Annotated in this window: 25 protein-coding genes and 2 riboswitches; of the genes, 19 read left to right on the forward strand and 6 right to left on the reverse strand. The window is 39.5% G+C overall.

Going from position 1 to position 22,153, the window contains the following annotated elements:
* Window positions 1–294: 294 nt before the first annotated feature.
* From C5695_RS20865 to C5695_RS06710, 9 genes are all read left to right on the forward strand, one after another.
* Window positions 295–594 carry a hypothetical protein gene (locus tag C5695_RS20865; RefSeq protein WP_117730057.1) on the forward strand — a complete coding sequence of 100 codons (300 nt, stop codon included), beginning with the start codon at window positions 295–297 and terminating at the stop codon, window positions 592–594.
* Entirely contained in the window at window positions 595–798 is a 204-nt protein-coding gene (locus C5695_RS06675) for a helix-turn-helix transcriptional regulator (protein WP_039178022.1), read from the forward strand. It begins immediately after the preceding gene.
* A gap of 216 nt (window positions 799–1,014) precedes the next feature.
* Window positions 1,015–1,701: a response regulator transcription factor gene (locus tag C5695_RS06680; protein ID WP_117730058.1), complete on the forward strand. Its 687-nt coding sequence runs from the start codon at window positions 1,015–1,017 to the stop codon at window positions 1,699–1,701.
* A gap of 3 nt (window positions 1,702–1,704) precedes the next feature.
* Window positions 1,705–3,054, forward strand: coding sequence for a sensor histidine kinase (locus tag C5695_RS06685; protein WP_117730059.1), 1,350 nt, complete (start codon window positions 1,705–1,707; stop codon window positions 3,052–3,054).
* A 66-nt stretch (window positions 3,055–3,120) separates the two neighbouring features.
* Window positions 3,121–3,810 (forward strand): PepSY domain-containing protein, encoded by a 690-nt coding sequence (locus C5695_RS06690; protein ID WP_117730060.1) that lies wholly within the window; start codon window positions 3,121–3,123, stop codon window positions 3,808–3,810.
* A 93-nt stretch (window positions 3,811–3,903) separates the two neighbouring features.
* Window positions 3,904–4,422 (forward strand): PepSY domain-containing protein, encoded by a 519-nt coding sequence (locus C5695_RS06695; protein WP_117730061.1) that lies wholly within the window; start codon window positions 3,904–3,906, stop codon window positions 4,420–4,422.
* A gap of 84 nt (window positions 4,423–4,506) precedes the next feature.
* Complete coding sequence (locus C5695_RS20425; protein ID WP_187441368.1) at window positions 4,507–4,647, forward strand: hypothetical protein; 141 nt, start codon at window positions 4,507–4,509, stop codon at window positions 4,645–4,647.
* Between the two features lie 131 nt (window positions 4,648–4,778).
* Window positions 4,779–4,942, forward strand: a riboswitch (M-box (ykoK) riboswitch).
* A 207-nt stretch (window positions 4,943–5,149) separates the two neighbouring features.
* Entirely contained in the window at window positions 5,150–6,508 is a 1,359-nt protein-coding gene (gene mgtE, locus C5695_RS06705) for a magnesium transporter (RefSeq protein WP_117730063.1), read from the forward strand.
* A gap of 101 nt (window positions 6,509–6,609) precedes the next feature.
* Entirely contained in the window at window positions 6,610–7,008 is a 399-nt protein-coding gene (locus C5695_RS06710; RefSeq protein ID WP_117730064.1) for a metal ABC transporter substrate-binding protein, read from the forward strand.
* A gap of 131 nt (window positions 7,009–7,139) precedes the next feature.
* Here the strand turns inward: C5695_RS06710 and C5695_RS06715 are convergent, their stop codons facing one another.
* Window positions 7,140–8,003 (reverse strand): LysR family transcriptional regulator, encoded by an 864-nt coding sequence (locus tag C5695_RS06715; protein WP_117730065.1) that lies wholly within the window; start codon window positions 8,001–8,003, stop codon window positions 7,140–7,142.
* A 208-nt stretch (window positions 8,004–8,211) separates the two neighbouring features.
* Here C5695_RS06715 and C5695_RS06720 point away from each other — a divergent pair, with 208 nt between their 5' ends.
* Complete coding sequence (locus C5695_RS06720) at window positions 8,212–8,586, forward strand: cupin domain-containing protein (RefSeq protein ID WP_117730066.1); 375 nt, start codon at window positions 8,212–8,214, stop codon at window positions 8,584–8,586.
* 88 nt (window positions 8,587–8,674) lie between these two features.
* On the opposite strand, the gene C5695_RS06725 is transcribed toward C5695_RS06720, so the two are convergent.
* Window positions 8,675–9,004, reverse strand: a complete 330-nt coding sequence (locus C5695_RS06725) for a MerR family transcriptional regulator (protein WP_008361347.1) — start codon at window positions 9,002–9,004, stop codon at window positions 8,675–8,677.
* A gap of 192 nt (window positions 9,005–9,196) precedes the next feature.
* Between C5695_RS06725 and C5695_RS20430 the strand changes: the two genes are divergently transcribed.
* From C5695_RS20430 to C5695_RS06735, 3 genes are all read left to right on the forward strand, one after another.
* Window positions 9,197–9,352: a hypothetical protein gene (locus tag C5695_RS20430; protein WP_187441369.1), complete on the forward strand. Its 156-nt coding sequence runs from the start codon at window positions 9,197–9,199 to the stop codon at window positions 9,350–9,352.
* Window positions 9,353–9,390: 38 nt separating this feature from the next.
* Complete coding sequence (locus C5695_RS06730) at window positions 9,391–9,555, forward strand: stress protein (RefSeq protein WP_117730067.1); 165 nt, start codon at window positions 9,391–9,393, stop codon at window positions 9,553–9,555.
* A gap of 359 nt (window positions 9,556–9,914) precedes the next feature.
* Window positions 9,915–10,379 (forward strand): MarR family winged helix-turn-helix transcriptional regulator, encoded by a 465-nt coding sequence (locus C5695_RS06735; protein ID WP_088004396.1) that lies wholly within the window; start codon window positions 9,915–9,917, stop codon window positions 10,377–10,379.
* Between the two features lie 228 nt (window positions 10,380–10,607).
* On the opposite strand, the gene C5695_RS06740 is transcribed toward C5695_RS06735, so the two are convergent.
* Complete coding sequence (locus C5695_RS06740; RefSeq protein ID WP_117730068.1) at window positions 10,608–13,031, reverse strand: bifunctional diguanylate cyclase/phosphodiesterase; 2,424 nt, start codon at window positions 13,029–13,031, stop codon at window positions 10,608–10,610.
* A 244-nt stretch (window positions 13,032–13,275) separates the two neighbouring features.
* Between C5695_RS06740 and C5695_RS06745 the strand changes: the two genes are divergently transcribed.
* The 4 genes from C5695_RS06745 to C5695_RS06760 all read left to right on the forward strand — a co-directional run bounded on the left by C5695_RS06745 (window position 13,276) and on the right by C5695_RS06760 (window position 17,112).
* Window positions 13,276–13,890, forward strand: a complete 615-nt coding sequence (locus C5695_RS06745) for a DedA family protein (protein WP_117730069.1) — start codon at window positions 13,276–13,278, stop codon at window positions 13,888–13,890.
* Between the two features lie 79 nt (window positions 13,891–13,969).
* Window positions 13,970–14,140, forward strand: a riboswitch (yybP-ykoY riboswitch).
* Window positions 14,141–14,171: 31 nt separating this feature from the next.
* A complete protein-coding gene (locus C5695_RS06750; RefSeq protein ID WP_117730070.1) occupies window positions 14,172–14,963 on the forward strand; it encodes a TerC family protein in 792 nt (263 codons plus the stop codon).
* Window positions 14,964–15,178: 215 nt separating this feature from the next.
* Window positions 15,179–15,934: an RNA polymerase sigma factor SigI gene (gene sigI, locus C5695_RS06755; protein ID WP_117730071.1), complete on the forward strand. Its 756-nt coding sequence runs from the start codon at window positions 15,179–15,181 to the stop codon at window positions 15,932–15,934.
* A complete protein-coding gene (locus tag C5695_RS06760) occupies window positions 15,931–17,112 on the forward strand; it encodes an anti-sigma-I factor RsgI family protein (RefSeq protein WP_117730072.1) in 1,182 nt (393 codons plus the stop codon). Before sigI ends, C5695_RS06760 begins: the two co-directional genes overlap by 4 nt.
* A 35-nt stretch (window positions 17,113–17,147) precedes the next feature.
* Here C5695_RS06760 and C5695_RS06765 read toward each other — a convergent pair whose 3' ends face one another.
* The 3 genes from C5695_RS06765 to C5695_RS06775 all read right to left on the reverse strand — a co-directional run bounded on the left by C5695_RS06765 (window position 17,148) and on the right by C5695_RS06775 (window position 19,467).
* Entirely contained in the window at window positions 17,148–17,345 is a 198-nt protein-coding gene (locus C5695_RS06765; protein WP_117730073.1) for an alpha/beta-type small acid-soluble spore protein, read from the reverse strand.
* 146 nt (window positions 17,346–17,491) lie between these two features.
* A protein-coding gene (locus C5695_RS06770; protein ID WP_117730074.1) for an IS3 family transposase occupies window positions 17,492–18,648 on the reverse strand; the annotation gives its coding sequence in 2 pieces (ribosomal slippage) (window positions 17,492–18,372 and window positions 18,372–18,648; 1,158 coding nt in all).
* A gap of 105 nt (window positions 18,649–18,753) precedes the next feature.
* Entirely contained in the window at window positions 18,754–19,467 is a 714-nt protein-coding gene (locus C5695_RS06775; protein ID WP_117730075.1) for a DUF1836 domain-containing protein, read from the reverse strand.
* A 279-nt stretch (window positions 19,468–19,746) separates the two neighbouring features.
* Between C5695_RS06775 and htpX the strand changes: the two genes are divergently transcribed.
* Both htpX and C5695_RS06785 read left to right on the forward strand, forming a co-directional pair.
* Window positions 19,747–20,646, forward strand: a complete 900-nt coding sequence (htpX, locus tag C5695_RS06780) for a protease HtpX (RefSeq protein WP_117730076.1) — start codon at window positions 19,747–19,749, stop codon at window positions 20,644–20,646.
* Window positions 20,647–20,789: 143 nt separating this feature from the next.
* The gene (locus C5695_RS06785) at window positions 20,790–22,136 is read left to right on the forward strand and encodes a TrkH family potassium uptake protein (RefSeq protein ID WP_117730077.1); all 1,347 of its coding nucleotides are present in this window, start codon (window positions 20,790–20,792) and stop codon (window positions 22,134–22,136) included.
* Window positions 22,137–22,153: the final 17 nt, after the last annotated feature.

Consider the following 22,153-nt stretch of genomic DNA (forward strand, 5'->3'; position numbering starts at 1 on the left):
ATCTATTATCAAAAGTGCAGTTCTCCTCACTTCTTGACGAAAGAACTCAGCTTTTGAGGAAAACTCTTGATATCATATGAAAAAGAAGGAAATGCTGCATAGTGAGGATGCACCTGTAAAGATGAAAATGGGTGAAAAGGACTAAAAGAGACAGAATAAAAAAATAATCAATAGATGGAAGAAGGAAAGAAATAGACACACCATGAGAGCAGATTATTGCTTTTCAATGATAAATTTATAAAGAACAAGGAATATAAAAAGTATTTGACATTTTATATGGAAGGGGACTAAAGATTGGATTACGTAAAGGTTGTCTATTCAGTTATATTATTATTGGTCGGATTGTTCATTTTCATCGCTTCGTTGATTCAAAATGGCGATGAACGAAAGAGATTTATTTACTCGAAAGCTCAATCTTATGCGTTTATTGTGGTTTTCGGAATGCTTTTATTAGAAGTCGCACAAACAATTTTTCTAACGATTCAAGGGAACTCAAATCAGGGCATTGGGATTTCACCTATCATGTTCTTGACTGTAGTCTCAATAATATATGTAGTTACATTCCTCATTTACAGAAAAAAATATGGTGATTAAATGCAGAATCATATTAGAGAACTAAGAAAATCTAATAAATTGTCTCAAGAAGAATTAGCTAAACTTTGTAAGGTGTCGAGACAAACCATTAATGCGATCGAAAATGATAAATATGACCCCACTTTGCAATTAGCTTTTGACATAGCTTTTGTTTTGGGAACTTCAGTAGATCAGCTTTTTGTCAGTAGACCTATAAAGAAGTAATCAACAGGCCTCATGATGAGGTCTTTTTTTGAGTGGTTAGCAGTTTTATTTTCCTTTTAATTGATGATGTACGATTACTGTGTTAAAAAATATCTTCATTAAATAAATTTTTTCTTTCATGAAAGAATAGACATGAAGATTGTGACTGTTGCAAATGCGAAAGGCGACATATAATAATGGACAGACAAGCTTGCCTTTTAGATAGGAGAGATAGAGATGAACAAAGGGAAGATACTCGTAGTCGAAGATGAAAAGAAAATTGCGAGAGTGCTGTCACTCGAACTTGAATATGAAGGATATGAGGTGACAGTGAAAGAGACGGGAATGGATGGACTCCAGGCTCTTGAAGATGAAAGCTTCGATCTGGTGCTGCTTGATGTCATGCTTCCAGAATTAAGCGGTCTTGAAGTGCTAAGAAGGGTTCGGAAGACAAATACAGCGACACCGATTATATTGATTACAGCAAGAGGAAGCGTACCTGATAAGGTGAGCGGGCTTGATCTTGGAGCGAATGATTATATTACAAAGCCTTTTGACATAGAAGAATTATTAGCGCGAATTCGTGCGCAGCTCAGGCTGAATATAAACGAACAAGAAGAGAAGGAGACCGAGCTAAGCATAGCGGATTTGACTGTCAACGAGAAAACAAGAGATATCCGAAGAGCTGGTCAAATGCTTGAACTCACGCCGAGAGAATATGACCTACTTGTTCATTTGCTCAAGCATCAGCAGCAAGTGCTCACAAGAGATCAGCTTTTAACAGCCGTTTGGGGTTTTGATTATTTCGGAGATACGAACGTGGTGGATGTCTATATCCGTTATTTAAGGAAAAAAGTCGATTACCCATTTGAAAAGCAACTGATTCACACAGTGAGAGGTGTGGGTTATGTGATGAAAGGATAAAGCATGAGATTAAAAAATAAGATCCAGCTGTATACGTCGTTGTCTTTGTTTTTAATGGTGCTCTTATTTCATACAGCCATTTATTTTATTTTTTCGATCACTTTGACGCAAAAAGATATGTCCCGGCTGTCTGAGGTGGCTGAAAATATTGCCATTGCTTTAAAAAAATCAGAAGAAGAGGGTCTTCCATCCTCTGAGCTGCTCAAAGCCTATTTGCCCCAAAATGGCATGATTCGTGTTGTGACAGAAACGGGTGAATCAAAGCTGACTGTCACAAAGGAATCAACGTTTAGTTCACTGCCCTTTACATATGAATCTGGTCAGACAGCAGAAATTAAAGAATACAATAAGCATTTGATTGCATTCGCTGCGATTCCAGTTATTTGGACAAATGGCGAGATTGTATCGCTCCAAGTATATGAAGAAATTGAAAATACGGAAGAGAATTTAGCGTTATTAAAAATGATTTTAATCGCTGCGGGCGTTTTAATTATCGTGCTTTCTTATTTCGCAGGCCACATTTTAACAAAACAAATCGTCCGGCCAATTAGCCGGATGACGAGCACTATGAAGGCAAGTATGAAAGAGAAGGCGTTTAAACGAATCGAATTAACAGGCGATTCAAAGGATGAACTGTATCAAATGGGTCAAACCTTTAATGAAATGTCGGAAATTCTCGAGAAGCATTATGAAAAAGAACAGCAATTTTTGCATGATGCGTCACATGAATTGAAGACACCAATTACCGTCATCATGAGTTATAGTAATTTATTAAAGCGCTGGGGACAAAAAAGGCCAGAGGTGATAGAAGAATCCTCCCAAGCAATTCATGATGAAGCGAAAAAGATGAAAAGGCTGACAGATCAATTGCTGACACTGGCGAAAAATGGGCAGCCGCTTTATGTGGATATGAAGCCAGTCGATCTTGGTCATTTGTGCAAGCAGATATGCTATACGCTTGAAGTGGCCACCAATCGAACCATTCAATCTCATGTGCAAACAGATCAGCCGCTTATCACTGAAGGAGACGAAGAGAAAATCAAACAGCTTTTGACCATTCTGATTGATAATGCGGTCAAATATAGTACAGATCCAGTTGATGTTTCCTGCGGATGGACAGGGGAGATGCCGTTTATTTCAGTCGCTGATCATGGGATTGGCATAAAAGAAGAGGATCTGCCGAAAATCTTTGACCGCTTTTTCCGTGTGGATGAAGCAAGAAACAGTGAGACAGGTGGAACAGGTCTTGGTCTGTCAATTGCAAAGCAAATTGCGGAAGAGCACGGGGCCCAGCTGAAGGTCGACAGCCAAATCGGCGAAGGGACAACCATGACCATTCTTTTTCCAAAATAAACGGGTCTTTTCTCATCAATTTCTCATTTCCTCCTTATAAAATAGGAAATAGGAAGGAGGCGCTGCATGTCTAGAAAATTGAAAATGGTGCTTGCGCTCGCAGGATGTCTAGTCGTTCTCGCGGCCTTTGCCATGCTCATCATCCAAACCATTGATCAAAAAATATTAAGTGAAGCAGAAATCAAAAAAATGATCGCAAAAGACTACAATGGAAATATTACACAGATTGACTTAATCAATCATAAACAGGACTATACATTGACCTTGGAAAATGCAAATGGCATCTATCAAATCATTGCATCTTCTGCAAGCGGTCAAATGAAAGAAATTAGACAAATAAAAAGCTATCAAAAGCCAAATGAAAAAAATGCTGAGCTTCAGGCAGAAGAAGCGGCTGTTAAAAAAGTGAGCGGTACTGTTATTCAAAAGAAAGAAACGTCCGATCGTTTTATCTTTACGATCCAATCCAAAAAAGAATTATATCAAGTTGATGTCGACAAAAAAACATTTAAAGTACTAGAAGCAGAAAAGAAAAAACCAACTTCTAAAGAAAAGAAGCTCACGAAAATCACGGTCGAGGAGGCCATTCGGATTGCCGTCAAAGAAGTCGGAGGAACAGTGGATGATGCCGATCTGGAAACCTTTAGCGGTATGCTCGTATTTGAGGTGGAGCTGGATTTGCCTGATGGACGAGAAGCAGAGGTGCTCGTGAACGCATATACAGGAGACATTGAAGGCATTACGTACGAAAACTAATCGGTTTCTCATGATTTCCTCATGTTTCTTTCCTTTCTTTATCATCTAGTTTATTTAAGATAAAGGAGAAATCAAACAGAGGAGGACATGAACATGATGAAAAAAGTACTAGTCGCTACAGCATTAACAGGAACTCTTGTCGCAGGTGGTTTCACACTTCAGGCGCAAAATACAAATCAAACAGCACACGCCGAGCAAGTGGTGCAAAAGAAATCTACATTTGTCTCAAAGAAACAAGCTGAAAAAGCAGCCCTAAAAGTGGTGAAAGGGTATGTGGATGATGTGGACCTTGAGCGTAAAAAAGGAAAATGGGTGTATGAAGTCGAGATTAAAAAAGGCGGCTTCGAATATAAAGTATATGTCGATGCCAAAACAGGAAAAGCACTGAATGACCCAGTCAAAGAAAAGAAACAGAATGTGAAAATCACCAAAAAGCAGGCTGAACAAATTGCCCTTGCAAAAGTAAAAGGAACAGTCACAGATTCTGATTTAGATAAAGAAAATGGTGTGTACTTGTATGAGGTTGAAATCACCACACCAAACGGCGAGGAAGTTGATTTTGAGATTTCCGCTAAAACAGGTAAAATCCTAAAACAAGAATGGGATGATTAAGCCGCATCAAACCTCCTAAACCTTACACTTTCATGTGTAAGGTTTTTTCATTGGGACAAACTACGGGAAAGGAGGCGAGAGAATATGAAGAAAAAAGAAGAAGAGCAGACAATGGACTATGCGGAATATGTTCCGCATCCTGATGGAGAAGGATATGCTTTGTTTTTGCATGATGCCTTTCATCTCCTCTCCCAAGAGGATTTGAATCAGCCAGAAGAGGAATAAAAGACATAAAAGGGCGATGGTTCACTTATCTATCGCTCTTTTTTTGAAAAGTAAGCGAATACATAAGGAAACTTGGCATCTTGCTTATTGACATCATTGCGCTTTTTCTGTAATCTCAGTGTGTCAACAATATGAGACTTCGTTAGGTGAGGCTCCTGTATGGAGATACGCTGCTGCCCAAAAATGTCCAAAGACGCCAATGGGTCAACAGAAATCATCGACATAAGGTGATTTTTAATGCAGCTGGATTTATCCTATGCCATACAGTGCTAAAGCTCTACGATTGAAGGAGCAAGTGTTTATTTGTCATGCTTACAAAGCGCCTTCATTCGGTTGAAGGTGTTTTTTTATGAGTAAAGGAGGTGTGGGGATGGATCATCCCGATTCGAGACACATAGAGAATAATTCAAAAGAACAGATTGAGACATCAGATAGAGGAGATCCTGACCCCCGCACATTCTAAGGGATTCGGGTATCTCCTGACTTTGGGGAGGTAACAGCGATGATACAGAACATTACGTACGATGAACTCATTTTACGCATCATTATTTTACTAAGAGATGGAAAACGAAAAGAATTTAAAAACATCATGGAAGAACTTCAGCCTTATGATATGGCCTACTTATTTAAGGAGCTTCCAGAAAAACACCGTGGCCGCTTTCTTAGCTTTTTAACTGTCGATGACGTGACGGAAATGATGGGTGAACTGGAGCGGGAATATCAAGAAATTGTTCTTGAAAAAGTAGGGAAAGACAAAGCCACCTTCGTCACAAACAAAATGGATAACGATGACTTAGCCAACTTGTTTGATGAGATGGAGGATGACCTAAAGGATCAGCTTTTATCTAACATGGAAGCAGAGGAATCAAAGGCCGTCCAGCTTCTCATGAATTACCCTGCTGAGACAGCAGGGCGGATCATGACCAACCGGTATGTGTGGATTCCTCAGCATTATACAGTGCAGGATGCCGTTGTGAAGCTGAAAAGCTTCGCTGAAATTGCCGAATCAATTAACTATTTATATGTAATTAATGATCAAAAACAGCTTGTAGGAGTGCTCTCATATCGGGACCTTATTTTAGGTGAACCGAATGAAAAGGTGCAGGATCTCATGTTTACAAGAGTCATTGCTGTTGGAGCCTTTCAGGATCAGGAGGAAATCGCAAAGCTAATCGAACGGTATGATTTTCTAGCCATTCCTGTTGTAGAAGAGAACAATGTCTTAGTCGGAATCGTTACAGTCGATGATATCATTGATGTTGTCATTCAAGAGGCAGGCGAAGATTATGAAAAGTTTGCTGCCTCTGGTAAAGATATTACGTTCGACACACCGGCATTTGTGGCGGCATACCGCCGTCTCCCATGGCTCATTCTGCTCTTATTCATTGGGCTGATTTCAGGCAGTATTTTAAATTATTTTGAAGATACCCTTCAGCAAGTTGTTGCTTTAGCGTTCTTCATGCCGATGATTGCCGGGATGACAGGGAATACAGGGACACAGTCTCTTGCTGTCGTCATTAGAGGGCTTTCAAAAGAAGAATTAACGAAAAAAACCATTGTGCGCCTCATTTTTAGAGAGCTGAGAACAAGTATTTATATTGGGATCGTCTGTTCCATTATTATTACAGTCGTCGCAATGGTGTGGCAGGGCAATATGATTTTAGGGTTTGTTGTCGGTTCCTCACTTCTTGCAACACTAATTATTGGGACAATGGCCGGTACGGTCGTGCCGATTATTTTACACAGATTAAACGTAGACCCAGCCATTGCATCTGGCCCGCTGATTACAACATTGAATGATATTCTATCCTTACTCATCTATTTTGGAATTGCGACAGCATTCCTTCATACACTGATGTAGCAAAAAGACTGTAAAATGTAACGTTTTACAGTCTTTTTTGAATAAAGATTGCATATAGCGCTTCCATCCTTTACATTTTAAGGAGAAGGTGGGAGAGAAAAATGAAGAAGTTTTTATTCATTTTGATGTGCATTGTTTTGCTAAGTGCATGTTCAAGGGAAGATGAGGGAAAAGACAGAAGACTTGTGGCAGCAGAGCATATGCTAGAAGCAATAACCGAAGAGAATAAACAAAAAATGGATAGCATCTATGTCGAAGGGGCTGTCCCAAGCCCGAGTGACATTCTAAAGTTAAAAAAAGAATGGGGCATAGAAACGCTTTCTTATGAAGATTTTCAATTGGAAGAAGCCAGCATTCACGTCTTTCATGCGAATTACGAAGATGAAAAAACAGGGGAAAAAAAGGCACTCGCCCTGCGTGTAGTAGAAGATCCTGAAAAAGGCGGTGTACGGGTTGACTTTGTAGGGGTCGTTGAAGGAACTGACGCTTCTTCTCAATGAAAAATGAAAAGACAAAGTATAAGCTGAAATGATTTTATGTAAAAGGATAGAAGGGCTGAAAGAAATCGCTCTATCTATCCTCTTTTTTATCACAAATAACCTTAATTACTAACATAATGAACTTTCACTGATCATATCGTTGTGATACCCATTGATTCCATAAATTGCGTGAGGGCACTGGTCATGTACGAATCGCGGCGCCTTATAAACACAGTGGGCACTATTCTATGCGGTTCCGGTAATGGATGACAGGTGAACTTGCCTTGCACCCGAGATTCAACCATAGATTTTGGTAATACGGTAACCCCTAGGCCGTTTTCTACACATTTAAGCACACCCTCTAAAGTACCATACTCCATTACCTTCATAGCAGGATAGCCCTTGCTCTCTAGCCATTGCTGCCAACGTCCTAAATAGATGCAATGCGCAAATGACGAAAGCAATGGTTTATGTAAAATAGATTCTACCTGGAATTGCTCCGAGGAATAGCTTGTAATTAGGACCAAAGATTCTTCAAAGACAGGATACTCCATAATGTCCGGATGAAGGATAGGCCCATCTACCAATGCACCGTCTACTTTGTAGTTGAGAATAGCACTAACCTGATCTACTGTAGGTGCCATATACATGCTCAATTCTACTTGTGGAAATTTCTTATGATATTCTGCGAAAATAATTGGCAATCTTGTAGAAGCGGTTGATTCTATAGATCCAATGTGTAAAGTTCCCCGCGGAGTAGAGGAAAGCTTTACTGCCTCTATCGCTTCATCAAAATCGTAGAGTAATTTGTTTGCATATGGCAACAGTTCACGTCCAGCAGGTGTTAAAGATATCTTCTTATGATATCGGTAGAGAAGAGGAACACCTAATTCTTGTTCAAGGCGTTGGATTCGGGCAGTCACATTGGACTGCACATAATTTAATTTCTGAGCAGCTTTAGTGATACTTTGTTCAATGGCAACGGCTTTAAATACTTCCAAAGATTTAATATCCAAGATAGGACTCCTTTTGCATCATAAATTGTGATGATCTATACACTATTTTTTCATTTTACGTGATCCAATGGAATAAGTAAACTTAATGCTATAAGAGGTTGATGCTGACGTGTCCCTTGGTATCTGATCATGAGGAGGTAAATGGAGATAGGGAATTTTAGCTAGGAAGATAAAGCAGACGTTTTCAAGTAAATGAGGAGGGGATCTATTGATTTCAAAGGTTAATGTCCAAGAGAAATTTTTGCAAATAAATGATCACTGGAATCCTAGAATAAGCGGGGAATTGAACGACTCATATATTAAAATGGTAAAAATTAAAGGTGAATTCATTTGGCATCACCATGACGACGAGGATGAAATGTTCTTTGTATGGAAAGGAAATCTAGTCATCCGTTTTAGGGATAGAGAAATTTTTCTTAATGAAGGGGAGTTTCTTGTGATTCCTAAAGGAATTGAACATCAGCCAATTGCAAAAGAAGAAGTTCATTTGTTATTAATTGAACCGAAAACGACTCTCAATACGGGAAATGTGGTCAATGAACGAACTGTTTCAATTCCTGAACGAATGGATGAATGCAATTAACAGATTTGAAAAAGAGGCAGCCATCACTGTCTCTTTTTCATTAAGCTATAGGCAACAATCGATTCGAAGAGCAAGCAATTTTATTTGCTTATCGATTTTTATACCTAAAGTGTGCGTTAATCTGGCCTTCCAACATTTTTTTCTTAAATTGTCCGCTTTTTAATGCCTGTTCTTTTTTCTTCATGTCTTTTAAAATTTCGGCAGTTTGCACACCATCTTCTCGTTTATTGGCAATGTCCATTAAACGTTCTACATCAGAAAAAGAATATTTCCGTGTGCCTCTTGTTGAGCGCTGGGGGTAAATGAGCTTACGTTCTTCATAATATCGGATTTGCCTGACGGACAGCCCTGTTAATTCACTGACAATCCCGATCGAAATGACTTTTTTATCTTTATAGGATACATCTTCCTGCGTCATACACTCACCCCTGCAAGTCTTTTCTTCATATTATATAGAATGAGAAGGAAAAAAACCTAACGTTTGTTAGAAAATATAACAAAAAAATGATGGAAATGAAAAAACCATGGAAGGAAAGATAACACATGATGTGCAAACAATGTGACGAGTACATATAATCATGGTGAATTGACATAAGAGGAGGAGCAAATAATGGAGCGAACACAAATCATCCGTATGGCAAAAGAAATCATCGCATTAGATATGAAGAGGGATGAATTATTAGAGCAATTCATGCAGGCTGCTGGTCAGAATGCACATGCTCTTCTAAGGGCCGTACAAAATGATTTGTATAAAAGGTCTTCATGAGAACCTCATGTGGACCACTTGATAGGAGGGGGAAATCGGTGCAGCGTATCTTAACAGAAGCTTTAGCGAAGGAAAGACATTATTATACGAAGCAGCTTTGTTCAATAGGGGTTTACAGCCCTGATGCAGCGAAGAACATGACAATTAGCGACTTAAAAAAAGAGTATCATTTCTTTTTCAACAAAACAGAGCGTGATTTGTAAAATCCCTTGATATGTGCGTATGTCACATAAAGGGTTCTTTTTTTTGCGTGTTTAATATTATAGCAATATTGAATTTTGTAGAAATTTGACGAATGCAATACAAGAAAACATAGAGTCTTTACAGATTATGTTAAAGTGTGTCGCATCTTGATGGTTTGCTGAAAAAGCTTTTTTTCGAGATGATTGTGAAAAATAAGAAGGATTTTAAAAGTTTATATCGAAATCTTATACATAACACGAATGGAGTCACTTATGTGGTTGAAAGGGTTTTCAAAAACGTACTTCTATTTTTTACGAAAGGCTCCAACTGCACCGCAAGAAAGCCTTGAAGTTAAAAAAATATTATAAGAGGTAGATATGTGATGAGACTATCGTTTAATGAAGAAGAAGTAGAACGTTCAATGACGCTTTACAAGGTATTTGCAAGAGCATTTAAAAGCGTTTCAGAACACAGCATTAGAGACAGCAAAGAGCATGGATTTAATCCAACTGAATTTGCCGTTCTTGAATTGCTGTACACAAGAGGTGCTCAAAAGCTTCAACAGATCGGTTCAAGACTCTTGCTTGTCAGCGGGAATGTGACGTACGTCATTGACAAGTTAGAACGAAATGGGTTTATTGAAAGAGAGCAGGACCCAAAGGATAAACGGTCGGTTTATGCCCATTTAACGGATAAAGGGCGCAGTTATCTTGATAAGATTTACCCGATCCATTCTCTCCGAATTGCGCGCGCATTCTCTGGCCTCTCGCGTGAAGAACAAGAGCAATTGATTAGTCTATTGAAAAAAGCAGGCATTCACAGTCAACATTTATTATTTAGATAGAACAAAAAGGTGCCATGATTGGCACCTTTTCAATTGTTGACAAAGGGCTAAAATGTTTTATATTTTAGTCCTTTGTCTCTTTTCAGCGTGATAGAAAACCTTTGAAGTCTAGGAAGGACGAGTACCGGAGCGGAGCGAATTTGACATTCGTGAGCACCGGAACGCAGACCTGACAACGAATGCGAGGGTTTGTCTACACGCTGAAAGGTGCCATGATTGGCACCTTTTTTATGTGTCCAGCTGATGTGCAGGGTAGGCGATGAATTTTTCGATATAGTTTGCTGGAAGAGGCTTTGCATAATAAAAGCCTTGCAGGTCGTCGCATCCTTGCGCAGATAAAAGTTGCGCCTGTGCAAATGTTTCAACACCTTCTGCTATGACTTCGAGAGATAATTGATGCCCCATCGCGATAATGGCACCAGTAATTTGTTCAGATTTTGAATCATTTAAAATATCTTCAATAAAGGATTTGTCGATTTTTAGTCGGTGAATGGGCAAATCCTTTAAATAGCTTAATGAGCTATGACCTGTGCCAAAATCATCAATACTAATGCGAACGCCAAGGTGTTTCAGGGATGTCAGTACTTGTTTTGATTGCTTGATATTGTCCATTGTCATACTTTCTGTCACTTCAAGCTCGAGCAGTGATGGTTTCAGGTTATATTTTTTCAGTGTCAGCTTAATTAAATCAATTAAGTCTTCAGAATTGAATTGTTTTGCAGATAAATTGACGGCTACAGGAATGTTCAGCCCTTTGTCATACCACATTTTAGCCTGTTTGCATGCGGTATCAATGACCCATCTGCCAATATCAATGATCAGGCCCGATTCCTCTGCCAGCTCAATAAAAGCTTCAGGTGATTTTAACGACCCATCTGGTGCTTTCATTCTTAAAAGAGCTTCAACGCCAGTCATCTGTCTTGTTTTTGCACTGACTTGAGGCTGGTAATGAAGCACAAACTGTTCTCTCTGAATAGCATCCCGTAACTCAAGCTCTCGGTTTAACCTGTCTTCACTCGACCTTTCCATTGATTCGGTAAAAAACTCATAACGGCTTTGCTTATGTTTTTTCGACAAATACATCGCCATATCGGCTTTCCTCATCAATTCCATCCCATCTTTTCCATTTTGAGGTGAGATGGCGATTCCAATGCTGATCGATGTAATGAGCTGATGATTCTGGATGAAAAAAGGCCGTTCAAATTGACGAATGACATTTTGAGAAAGCTGTTCAATTTTTTTTGTGTCATGCCCCATGTCAGGGAAGATCATTAAAAATTCATCCCCGCCGAGTCTGGCAATAAAGCCGTTGTCCGGTAAGCATTGCGTCAGTCTGTTTGCAGCTGCTTTAAGAAGTAAGTCTCCAATGTTATGACCAAGTGCATCATTAATAATTTTAAACCGATTCAAATCAAGAAACAGAACAGCTGTTGATGTGCCTGTCTCTTCTTGAGCCGAGAGAACATCATTTAAATGATTGATGGCGTGGCGCCGATTAGGAAGCTCGGTTAACGCATCATAATGTGCCATGACATGAATTTCTTTTTCTGCAATCCGCTGCTGCGTTAAATCTTTTAAAACAAGATAAATACTGTCAAGTGTATTGTTGACATGAACAGGTATGTAAGTCACATGATAATAATAAAAGCGGTCTGCTGCTTTCAGATCGGCTTCACGTGTGACGGCTTTTTTTGAATGGGAAATAAATTCTTCCCACATGTCAGTCGGCATTACGTATTGGCTGACATCATCACCAATCCAAGAATTACACATTTTTAAAATTTGTTTACCTGAGTCGTTCGCAGAAAGTACCTTTCGATCGACAGAGAGCACGATAATGCCATCGATATTATGTTTGATGAGCGATTGGAACCGTTGTTCATTTTCCTTTAGCTGATCTGACTGTTTCATGATTCGGTGATCAATATAGGCACCAAAAATCATCAGTGTTTGGACAATCAGTGTCATTAAGCCGATAAAAATCGACACACTGAATGGCGACATTTCAAGAGACCCGCCTTCAGCGGACTGCCCATCTGAATGAAAAAACATCGTAGAAGCAGCCATACCGGTATAATGCATGCCAGAAATAGCCCCGCCCATCACGATTGCACCAGCTATTTTTAACAGATGCTCCTCCTGTTTCTTCTCGGAACGATGGAGCCTAAAAAAGAGATGCAGCGAGAAGAAAGACGCCAGCGTAGCAATGAAAAACGAAAGGAAAAAGAGGACTGGATCATAGCTGATTGAGACATTGGCCATTGATTCCATTCCAAGATAATGCATGCTGCAAATAGCTGAACCCATGGTAATTGAACTAATGAGCAGACGTCTTTTAGAGAGCTGTTCTTGAATGCATATTGAAAATGCGATCAACGAACCAACAAAAGACGCCAAAATCGATGAAATGAGTAAGGGAGTTTCATACGTGATGCCAGTTCTCATATGAAATGCCATCATGCCGATGAAATGCATCGACCATATGCCCATCCCCATGATCATTGCACCAATGATCAGCCATACTTTTTTCTTTGCACCGCTTGATTGTATCACCCGGCTGGCTAATTGAAGAGCTGAGTAGGAGGCGACAGCGGCGACAGCGACTGACAGAAAGACAAGCCACCCGTTGTAGCTTCCTGTTAAATGGGTCATGTGAGAAAACCTCCTGTATCCTAAAACAGACATATACTTATATATCGGCTTAATTGGCTTCTGTGTTCACTTTTCCTTCACTTAAATACCACAATCATCATTTTTTTCACCGATCTTTTATAGTAAAATCAAATTTAATGTAAAAAATCGACGAAAAGTGAATCGTTTCTTCTGTTTTATCCGTTTAATATATGGTGTGATTGTAAAAGAGATAAAATCAGTAAACGATTTTGTGTGAAAGGGATTGGTAAACATCGAAGATTTGATTATTTCTTTAGCGGATGCCTTTAAGAACCTGTCGTACTTTGGCATCTTCCTCGCATTATGTATTGAATTTGTTCCTGCTGAAGTGGTTTTGCCTCTTGCGGGTTACTGGGTCTCAGAAGGGGACATGGCCTTTATCGGTGTTGTGGCAGCCGGCTCCATTGGCGGCGTGGTTGGCCCTTTGACCTTGTACTGGTTAGGACGTTACGGCGGCAGACCCTTTTTAAATAAATATGGTAAGTACTTTTTTGTCAAGCCAGAGTCACTTGATAAATCGGATGCTTTCTTTGAAAAGCATGGTGGTTTTGTTGCATTTAGCGGCCGGTTTATTCCAGGGGTGAGGACGCTTATTTCCATCCCATGTGGTATTGCCAAGATGAATGTGTGGATTTTTTGCCTATATACGTTTTTAGCGATTACGCCCATTACATTTGTGTATGTGTATCTTGGGTTCGTGCTCGGGGAGAACTGGAAAGAGGTTGGCGCTATGTTAGATCCGTATCTTTTACCGATCGGTATCGGTATTGTGCTGCTCTTTGTTCTTTATGTATGGCTGAAACGCAGAAAGAGAAAAACAGAAACACCCACTGCCTAATTACTGAACCTGAGGTGAAAGTCGCCTGTTGACAATCCAGTGTCTATTGATTATGATAGAAGTAATCTAAATATTCTTAAATCCCACCAAAGGGGAGTAGCGTCCGGTTTTACCGGAAACAAAGTCGTCATTACATGGACTTACGTTCCATCGGCTTTGTTGGCATGATTGTACATATCACATGTCTAGCAAGACCTTTGCCATCACAGGCAAAGGTCTTTTTTGTATTCATAAGCCTTTGTCTGTTGTGGGACAATAGATAAAAACAAGGAGGAATGATGATGGATGCAGCAATTATTTTAGAGTACGGGTGGGTTCTTCTCGTACTGATTGGATTAGAAGGGATTTTAGCAGCTGATAATGCGCTGGTCATGGCCGTGATGGTCAAACACCTTCCTGAAAAACAAAGAAAAAAGGCATTGTTTTACGGACTTGCGGGTGCGTTTGTCATGCGTTTTGGTTCACTGTTTCTTATTTCATTTTTAGTGGATGTGTGGCAAGTTCAAGCCATTGGTGCAATTTATCTTCTTTATATTTCCATTCACCACATTTTAAAATCGCACGTATTTAAGAAGAAGGAGTCAGAAACGAACATGAAGCAAAGCGGCTTCTGGGCAACAGTTGTCAAAGTCGAGCTTGCCGACATTGCTTTTGCAGTAGATTCGATTTTAGCGGCGGTCGCTTTAGCTGTGACCCTGCCGAAAACAAGTCTTCCACAAATCGGTGGACTCGATGGCGGTCAATTTATTGTCATTCTATTAGGCGGGATCATCGGTCTTATCATCATGCGATTTGCAGCAACTGTCTTTGTGAAACTTCTCAAAACAAGACCAAGCCTAGAAACAGCAGCTTTTGTCATTGTCGGATGGGTTGGAGTGAAGCTCACGCTTTATACATTGTCACACCCAGCCATTGGCGTCGTTTCGTCTCATTTTATTCACTCAACATTATGGAAAGTGATTTTCTGGACAGTGCTTCTCGCAATTGCAGCATTTGGGTGGTTTTTATCAAGTCCATCAAGAAAAGGCGGCCAAGAAAACGAGGGGAAACAAGAGAAGCGCCTAGAACAGTAGGTTTTTTGAAAGAAATATCATTTCATTTTCATAACACGTATATTACAAATAAGGGGGAGATACCCCCTTATTTCTTTGCTTTTAGACGAAACATTGTAAAGTAGACGATGACATACATGTCACAATTGAGTAACAGGAAATGAATTCCTCATTTCTTCCTTTGCGCTTCCCTCATAAATTAGCTATCATAAATGAGTAATATAGGGAGAACTGAGGTGAAACCATTGCTTAGCCTTTTGTTTAAAAAAGGAAAGAAAAAGCAAACATTAGAGCAGTCGGCGATCAGTATCCAACAAGGTGATGTCGAGCTGCAAAATGCATTAATAGAGCAATACAAACCATTTGTCGCTAAGACGGTTTCATCCGTTTGTAAACGATATATAGATGAAAAAGATGACGAATTCAGCATAGGCTTAATTGCCTTTAATGAAGCGATAGAAAAATATTCTGCTGAAAAAGGAAACTCACTCCTGGCTTTTGCGGAATTGATTATTAAAAGAAAAGTGATCGACTATATTCGAAAAGAAGCGAGAAATGCGCCAACGGTTCAAATGGACCTTCAAGAAAGTGAGAATGGCGAGTACTCTCAAAGCATGATTGAAGCAGAGCTGTCTGCGAATGAATATAGACGCTTAATTGAACAAGAACATAGAAGAGAAGAAATTGAACATTTTAAAGAACGATTGAAAGTATACGGTCTCACGTTTCAAGAGCTGCTTGAGCATTCGCCAAAGCATGCAGATGCCAGGCAAAATGCCATTAAAGTAGCCCATATACTTGTTGAACACGATGAGCTCAGAACCATTTTATTTCAGAAAAAACAATTACCGGTCAAACAGCTGGAAAAGCTAGTGGAAGTCAGCCGCAAAACGATTGAGAGAAATAGAAAATATATCATTGCGATGGCGATCATTATGACAGGTGATTATGTGTATTTGAAAGATTACCTTAAAGGGGTGCTTAATTCATGAGAAGAGGCATTATAGTAGAGAAAAACAAAAAATATGTCACGTTGCTGACCCCTGATGGACAATTTCTGCGGACAAAATATGAACAGCAAGACTATGAAATCGGTCAAGAAGTGACATTCCCGAATGAATCACGTCTCGAAAGAAAAAGAGCCGGTTTTTTTGACCTGCTTCGTTTACGTCCGTTAAATGCAGGAATCCTATCAATCGCAGCAATAATTGTCGTGATTTTTACTATGATGCCATCTTTCTCAAGTCAAAAAGCATATGCATATATGACGATTGACATTAATCCAAGCTTTGAACTAAAGCTTGATCACAATTACCAAGTGATTGGTGTTACACCACTAAATCAAGATGCGAAACAAGTGCTGTCGAGTATGAAGGATTTAGAAAAAAACGACATGGCCAAAGTGGTGCAGGAAATCATAGATGATTGCGACAAGCAAGGGTACGTGAACCACTCTAAGAGCATTTATATTTCAACAGTTTATGAAAACAAGCAGGACCATACATATAAAACCAACGTCAAAAGCAAAATTAACACCATCTCTGGTGAATATCAAAAGCGCGATTACAAACTAGAAACTGTGGAAAGTGATCTGGAAACGAGAGAAAAAGCTCAAAAGGCAGGCATTTCAACAGGCACATATATCAGAAATCAAGAAATGCAAGATAAGGATCAAGAGGACGTCAAAAAAGGCGATGATGATGCAGAGAAGGATGCTGTGAAAGAAGAAGAGCCGAAGAAAGACGACGCTCAAGACAAGGATAAAGACAAAGAAGAAATCAAAACAGACGATAGCGAAGACATGCAGCCAGACCAAGAGACTCCTGAGGGTGAAGACAAAGAGCAGAAGGATGCAGAGAGGGAAGAGCAAGGAGCTGTGCAGAAGCCTCACCAATCAAAACCTGATGAGGATCATCATGACAAAAAGATAAAAGAAGACAAGGATCATTCTTTTGATAAAGAGCAAAAAAAAAATCACTCCACTGACCTAGATCCAAAAAAGGGTTCAAACGATACATCAAATCGCAATGCTGAAAAGCACGAAAAAAAAAACGGCAGGGGTCAGAAACAACCGTCCGGTGAACGGAAAAGAGAGCATGCGAAGCCAAAAGAAAAAGGGACTGCATCCTCTAATCGCAGCAACCGGTTTGAGCACACATATGAACAATAAAAAAACGCCAGATAAATCCGGCGTATTTCACCATGTCATGATTTAGTTTGATTGCCCATTTGTGACTGAGCCTGCTGAACAAGTCTTTTTGTGATTTCACCGCCAACAGAACCATTTGCACGTGCGACTGTATCTGAACCGAGAGTGACGCCAAATTCTTGAGCGATCTCGTATTTAAATTGATCTAATGCTTGCTCTACTCCAGGAACAAGAAGTTGATTTCGATTTGCCATGTCTATATTCCTCCTTTCACCTCATGTTTGTAACGCCTTCTTATTTTGAAAATAACGGCCTGCAATTATGCTGGCAATTGCTGCACAAAAAACCGAGGTGATGGTAGACTGACATAGCAGAATGAGACACGAATAAAACACCCTTATTAGGCTGACATGCTACCAAATGTTTTTGGTGCGTGGTAGCCTAATTTTTCTTGGATACGCTCTTCATTATAATACTTGATGTAACGATCGATTCGTTGCCTGACATCTTTTTCTGATATAGAGTTGAACTTTGTAAACATAAATTCCTCTGATTTTAAGCTAGAATGGAATGATTCAATCACTGCGTTATCCCAACAGTTACCTCGTCTGGACATACTACTTGTGAGGTTCCTTGCCCCCAGCTCCTTTTGATATGCATACGAAACACTTCCTTGATCTGAATGCACAAGTACACCTTTAGGCAAATTCCTTTTCTTTAAAGCTATCCTCAATGTGTCCAATATGAGTGACGTCTGTTGGTGATCATCTAGAGTATAGGCAACAACTTCGTTGTTGTATAAATCCATAATGGTCGAAAGGTAGAGCGTTCTCGGTCCATACTGAATATAAGTAATATCTGTTACCCATTTTACATTCGGGTGTATTGCGGTGAAGTTCCGATTTAATATATTTGGGGCAATGATGACAGATTCCCCTTGTGATTTCCATTTCCTTTTACGCTTCACACGACATTGAAGATGGTATTTTTGCATGATGCGCTGTACAGTATTTCGGTTTCGTTTGATACCATATTGACGCTGAAGTAGCTTTCGGATCTTACGGTGGCCGTACCGGAACGATGTTTCGGTACATAAGGAAATAACAGCCTTATCCACTTGTGATTTTTTACGTATTCCTTCGGATACCCAACGATAATAGGTCGATCTGGCGACTTGCAAAATACTTAAGAGAGACGTCACTGTATATTTCTTCCGTAATTTCTCGATCAAATACAAGGCTACTCCCTTTTCAACTCCTCTATGATCTCCAAATACTTTTTTAGAATTTCATTCTCCATCTTAAGCTGTTCAACCTGCCTATTCACTTTTTCCTCTTTGGATACATTGTCATGTCCATGCCCGAAGCTATATTGTTTTCCGATTGGCTGATCGAACCGATGTAACTGATTTCCTCGATACCACTTCATCCATGTTTTAATCTGAGATACATTCTTGATATGATATTTATCCATAATTTGTTGATTGGTAAACTGTCCGCTTAATTTATCTTTCACAACCGCCCATTTTATTTCAGCTGAATATTTGTTTTTTTTCATAAAAAATACCCTCCAAATTAGCACTTAGTTTAAGTGTATCACTTGAAGGGTGTTTTTTTATGTCCCATTTGACTAGGTTAGTCTATGGCTCACCTCGGTTTTTCTTTAATCCTGATGCTGCAGTGTATAAAACATCATTTCTTGTGCCGTACTTTGCAAGTGCGAAGTAAAGACAGAAAAGACGGTTGAGTTAATAATGCCTTTGATCAAATGCCATTGATGCTGTGTTAATTCTGAAAACTCTTCACGTAGCTGATCTGTCTGCTCCTCTGTAATTTCCCGTAAGTTTTTTTCCTTTAACGGAAAGTGAGTATGATGATAAATAAAATCAAGGACATGCGCATATGCTTCATAAAAGCGCAGTGGACTAATAATATCATCAGTTCGGTCCGTTATCGTGTTAAATAAGGCAGATAAAATTGTACGGATGGCATCAAAGTCAAAAACTGATTTTAAATCTCTCACAATTAATAAAATCACAACTTGATCAATTGCATACTTCTTGCCAAGCTCAGGGTGACCAATCATATCTTTAATATCACGTTTGATCCAGTTTTGAATCGCAGTCGATTTAAGAGAAGTCAGCTCGCATAGGTTTCCTAATTCTACAATCTCGTTTGTAGAGAGACCATGCTCTGATTTTTGTTTCCGTCGTTCAAGCCTCTCGAAAAAAGAAGGGATGATAAGCTCGTCAAGTTCGTGGTGTTTGTCCTTTTTTACAGATAAATTCAATAGCTGAAGCGGAGTCAGATCTCCCTCTCCTTTTAGAGAATGCAGAAGTCTCGTCATGTCAATTCTCGTTAATTTAAAAGCACCCATGTTCCACCTCGTTTATACGTCAAAAACGTCATAATTGATCTAATTCAACATCATAAGCTCTTTTTGATGAAAATGCAAAATAAACTAAAAGAAGGGATTATACGTCACAATTTGTTCACTTTTCTTATGAAGTGTATGTCTTAAACATTGAAGTGACGGGGGTTAAGCCGTTATGATAAACAGAGGAAACGATCCCTTTTTCCTTGCAATTTGAGGCGTTTATTTTTATAATTTTATTAATAAGTTCATTTGAACTTAATATGACAGCGGAGGTTATGTATGGGTAAAAGAATTTTTCTGTTTATATTAACGAACATTCTTGTTATCACTACGATTGGTATTGTACTATCGGTTATTAGTGCAGCAACTGGTGTTGGTTCTTATATAGGAGCAGACGGTGGAATTAATTTTGTTGCACTGCTAGTATTCAGTGCAGTTGTTGGTTTTGTTGGCTCGTTTATGTCACTTGCGATGTCTCGTTGGATGGCCAAAATGATGATGGGTGTGCGTGTGTTAAACCCTGAAAAGGATTCGTTATCATATGATGAGCAGCAGCTTGTTGACCGCGTGCACAGATTATCTAGAGCAGCAGGCCTTTCTAAAATGCCTGAGGTCGGTATTTATCAATCATCTGAAGTAAATGCTTTTGCAACAGGTCCTTCAAAGAGAAGATCACTTGTTGCTGTATCAACTGGATTGCTTCATGAAATGGATGATGCAGCTGTTGAAGGTGTAATTGCTCACGAAGTCGCTCACGTTGCGAACGGTGACATGGTCACAATGACGTTACTACAAGGAATCGTCAATACGTTCGTTGTCTTCCTTTCAAGAATTGCGGCATGGATCGCTAGTCGTTTTGTTCCACGTGAAGAGCTTGTGCCGATTGTTCACTTTATCGCTGTGATTGTCTTCCAAATCATTTTCTCTATCTTAGGAAGCCTTGTCGTGTTTGCATATTCTAGACATCGTGAATTCCATGCAGACCGCGGCGGAGCGGACCTGGCAGGTAAAGACAAAATGATTCATGCGCTTCGTTCACTAGAGGCGTATACGTCAAGAATTAAAGATGATGATCAAACAGCGGTCGCTACGCTTAAAATCAGTGGTAAACGAAAGGCATCTCTTTTCTCAACACACCCTGATTTAAATGAAAGAATTAGAAGATTAGAAGCAAAATAAAAGAGAAGAAAAGACATTCTGTTACAGGATGTCTTTTCTTTTTTGATGAAAAAGTAAATAAAGCATAAAATATCTTTAAAATCATGTCTCTTTTCATTAAAATGAGAAGTATTGAAAAATGAAAGTTAAAAGAAGGAATGACAATGAACCTAATTAAAAAGCTAATTGACCGATTATCGGCTTTCCAGCTGATTGCCCTTTATTATTTTATCGCCGTTACCGTCTCATTTATACTTCTCAGTTTGCCAGTCGCTCATCAAAATGGGGTGAAGTGGACATTTATCGATGCATTATTTACGGCAGTGAGTGCTGTCAGTGTAACAGGGCTAACAGTCGTCGATACGTCGCAGACATTTAGTGTAACTGGAATGTGGATTCTTGCCTTTGTTCTGCAAATCGGCGGAATCGGCATTATGACCCTTGGCACCTTTGTCTGGCTGGTCATGAGAAAGAGAATCGGTATTAAAGAGAGAAAACTGATCATGGCTGATCAAAACCAAAGCAATTTATCAGGTATTGTGAAGCTAATGAAGCAGATTCTATATTTGATTTTGCTTATTGAGTTTGTAGGCGGCCTCATTTTAAGCATATATTTTCTTAAATATTATGATGTGCAAACAGCTTTCTTACATGGCTTCTTCTCCAGTATTAGTGCGACGACCAACGGAGGATTTGATATTACGGGGAACTCACTGATTCCATATAAAGATGATTATTTTGTCCAATTTATCACCATGCTGCTTATTATTTTTGGTGCCATTGGCTTTCCTGTACTCGTAGAAGTGAAGGATTATTTATTCAATCAAGACCGAAAGAACGCGTCATTTTCCTTGTTCACAAAAATCACCACGATTACGTTCGGCAGCTTAGTCATTGTCGGCGCTATTGGGATTTATGCCCTCGAAGCGCGGTTTACGTTTTTAGGGAAGAGCTGGCACGAAGTTTTATTTTATTCATTGTTCCAATCGACGGCCACAAGAAGCGGGGGGCTTTCGACATTAGATATTACTCAATTGACGGAACCGACGCTGTTATTTTTATGTCTGCTCATGTTTATCGGAGCATCTCCAAGCTCAGTTGGGGGCGGAATTCGGACAACGACGTTTGCCCTCAATTTACTTGCCCTGTTTCATTTTGCGAGGGGGAATAAGTCCATCAAAATCTTCAAAAGAGAGCTGCATCAAGCGGATATTAACAAATCTCTGATGGTGACGATGATGGCCTTTATACTGGTGTTTGGTGCGACATTCCTATTAACCTTATCTGAGCATAATACGCTTCTTCAAAATTTGTTTGAAGTCTGTTCTGCCTTCGGAACGACAGGCCTGTCACTAGGGATTACCTCTGATCTCTCTGGTTTTGGGAAGTGTATCATCATGATGGTCATGTTTATTGGACGGATTGGCATTCCAAGCTTCTTGTATTTAATTGGCCGAAGAGAAAGCGAAGCGAATTATCATTATCCGAAAGAACGTGTGATCATCGGCTAAACAGCATTCTAAGCGAA

Origin of the sequence: Bacillus pumilus, from assembly GCF_003431975.1 — a bacterium.
Lineage (GTDB): Bacteria > Bacillota > Bacilli > Bacillales > Bacillaceae > Bacillus > Bacillus pumilus_N.